The following is a 2,586-nucleotide window of genomic DNA, read 5'->3' as shown; positions in this document are numbered from 1 at the left end:
GTGCGAGGTCAGCGACAGGAAGCGGCTGACCTTGCGGATCTCATCGACGGTGACGACTGTCTTGAAACTCTTGGTCTTGTCGTTCAACGGCCGGGTCAGATGCAGCACGGAAGGATGCGCCCCGGTGGCGATCTGGCGGAACAGCGACGACGCCGGATCGGGAGCGGCAAGGCTTTCCGGCGCGTTCGCAAAATCCGGGTGCTTCAACAGATGATGCGCAAGGTGGAAGGCGAGCGTCGCCTTGCCGATGCCGACCGGTCCGGAGAAGATCAGTGCATGAGGCAGCTTGCCCGCCCGATAGGCAGCGGTGAGCACGCCCGCAGCCTGGCCGTGCCCGACCAGAAGGGGCGTTTCGGAGGGCTCCGGCACGCCGTCGAGCGTGTCGTGCTGCTCGGGTGCAATGCGCTCGAAGATCATGCCGGCGTTGCCTGCCTGTCGCGTGCCGGCGTTCTCGCCGCCAGTGCCGCGAACACCGCCGCGGTGACGACGTTCTCGACCGCGTCGGGCTCGGCGGCTGCGTCGATGACGATGCAGCGCTCCGGCTCGGCCTTGGCGATCGCCAGAAACGCCTCGCGGCGGGCCTGATGGATCGCCAGCGTCTCCTTTTCGAAGCGGTCGGCGACTGCCTCGGTGCCGCGCCGCAGCGTTGCGCGCCTCAGGCCTTCCGCCGGATCGATGTCGAAGATCAGCGTCATGTCCGGCATCATGCCGTTGATGGCGACCTGCTCCAGCGCATCCATGAACGCCGGATCGATGCCGCCTGTGACGCCCTGGTAGACGCGTGAGGAATCGAGGAAGCGGTCGCAAAGCACGATGGAGCCACGCTCGACCGCCGGCCGGATCACCTGCTCGACATGATCGGACCGCGCGGCGGCGAAAAGCAGCGCTTCCATCTTCGGCCCGAACGGTTCGGCGGCGCCTGAAAGCAATACGTGCCTGACCGCTTCGGCGCCCGGCGAGCCGCCGGGTTCGCGGGTAAGCAGCACATCGTATTTCTTGGCGCGCATCTTCCTGGCCAGCCGCTCGATCTGCGTCGACTTGCCTGCCCCCTCGCCGCCTTCGAAGGTGATGAAAAAACCGCGTGCCAACCGAGAGGCCTTCTTGTCCATGGCTGAATGGGATTGTAGAGCTCTAGATAGTCCGCGTTCGGCCAAACGTCCATGCCGTCAATTTTTTGCTTTCATGCATGTCGTTCGCCAAAACCATGGCAAGATTTGAGCGACGTGCCTTAGCGCAGCCAGCCGACCGCCAGTTCCTTGATGGCATCGAGAGCGCGCTGCGGCAGCGTGCCGACGCCGATCGATTCGGCTGCGAAAAGCGGCGTCTCCTGGCTCAGCGTATCGCCGATCCAGACGCGCAGCGCACCCACCGGCTGCCCCTCCTCCACCGGTGCTGCAATCGGGCCGTCATAGACGATCCTGGCCGTCAGCTTGTCGCGGTTGGTGATCGGCAGGAAGATGTCGATCGGACCCTTGGCCTTCAGCATCACCCCGGGCTTGGCGCCGCCAAAAACCTGGGCTTCTCCAACCACTTCGTCCCTGGCGAAAATTTCGGTCTTCTCGAACGAGCGGACACCCCAGTCGAGCAGCTTTCGCGCCTCTTCGGCACGCTCCTTGTCCGACGCCAGCCCGCTCATCGCCGCGATCACCCGTGTGCCGTTGTGACTGACTGTACCGACGATGCCGAAGCCGGCTGCCTCGCTCGCACCGACCGCCAGGCCGTCGGCGCCGATGTCCATCGCCAGCAGCGGATTGCGGTTCCTCTGCGAGATCTTGTTCCAGGTAAAATCCTTCTGGCCGTAATAGCGGTAGAAATCCGGATAATCGCGCCACAGGTGCAGGGCGAGCTGCGCCAGCTCGCGCACGGTCGTCCGTTGGCCATCCGCCGGCAGGCCGGTCGAATTGACGAAAGTCGACGTCTTGAGGCCGATCTGGCGGGCCCGTTCGGTCATCTGCGCGGCAAAATTGTCCTCGGATCCCGACATGCCTTCGGCGATGATGATGCAGCCGTCATTGGCCGCCTGCACGGTCACGCCCTGAATCAGGTCTTCGAGCCGGATCGATGACTTGAGCTTGGCGAACATCGTCGATGTTCCCGAAGGCGCGCCACCCTTGCGCCAGGCGTTTTCGCTGACGACGAACGTATCGTCGAGCTTCAGGCGACCAGACTTGATGGCGTTGAAAACCACTTCCATGGTCATCAGCTTGGCCATCGAGGCCGGCGGTATCGGCTTGTCGGCATCCTTGGAAAACAGCACCGTCCCGGTCTCGGCGTCGATCATGAAGGCCTGTGCGGCCTTGGTCTCGAACAGCTGCGCACCGGCCGGAGCCTGGAAAAACAGCAGCAGGCCAAAAACCAGAAGCCCGGCGAGCGGGAGCAAGCGAAATTGCATGATGTTCGACCCGTTGGCCGGCACCGCCGGCAAGCCCGCAAAAAGTATCGGGCTTTTTGCACGGCGGATCAACCGCGTAGCGGAAATCCAGCCTGGCTTGTACTCAGTTGCGCACAGCCAGCGCATCGGGAGCGCCGTGCGACCAGGCAGCCTGCAACATCTCGTCCAGATTGCGGTGGCCATCGGGATAGAGA

General features: G+C 63.8%; 2 protein-coding genes and 1 pseudogene. All 3 read right to left on the bottom strand.

Going from position 1 to position 2,586, the window contains the following annotated elements:
* Positions 1-417 (bottom strand): annotated as a pseudogene (locus EOD15_RS32470) (DNA polymerase III subunit delta'); the annotation flags it as partial.
* On the bottom strand, positions 414-1,088 hold the full coding sequence (gene tmk, locus EOD15_RS32465) for a dTMP kinase (RefSeq protein WP_164893331.1): 675 nt from the start codon (positions 1,086-1,088) through the stop codon (positions 414-416). The pseudogene EOD15_RS32470 and the gene tmk, both read right to left, overlap by 4 nt.
* Before the next feature lie 140 nt (positions 1,089-1,228).
* The gene (locus tag EOD15_RS32460) at positions 1,229-2,392 is read right to left on the bottom strand and encodes a D-alanyl-D-alanine carboxypeptidase family protein (protein ID WP_185929139.1); all 1,164 of its coding nucleotides are present in this window, start codon (positions 2,390-2,392) and stop codon (positions 1,229-1,231) included.
* Positions 2,393-2,586 lie beyond the last annotated feature (194 nt).

Origin of the sequence: Mesorhizobium sp. M7A.T.Ca.US.000.02.2.1 (genome assembly GCF_003996995.1) — a bacterium.
Taxonomy (GTDB): domain Bacteria; phylum Pseudomonadota; class Alphaproteobacteria; order Rhizobiales; family Rhizobiaceae; genus Mesorhizobium.
Note: the sequence above shows the minus strand (reverse complement) of the source record. Positions and strands in the feature narration are given on the sequence as shown.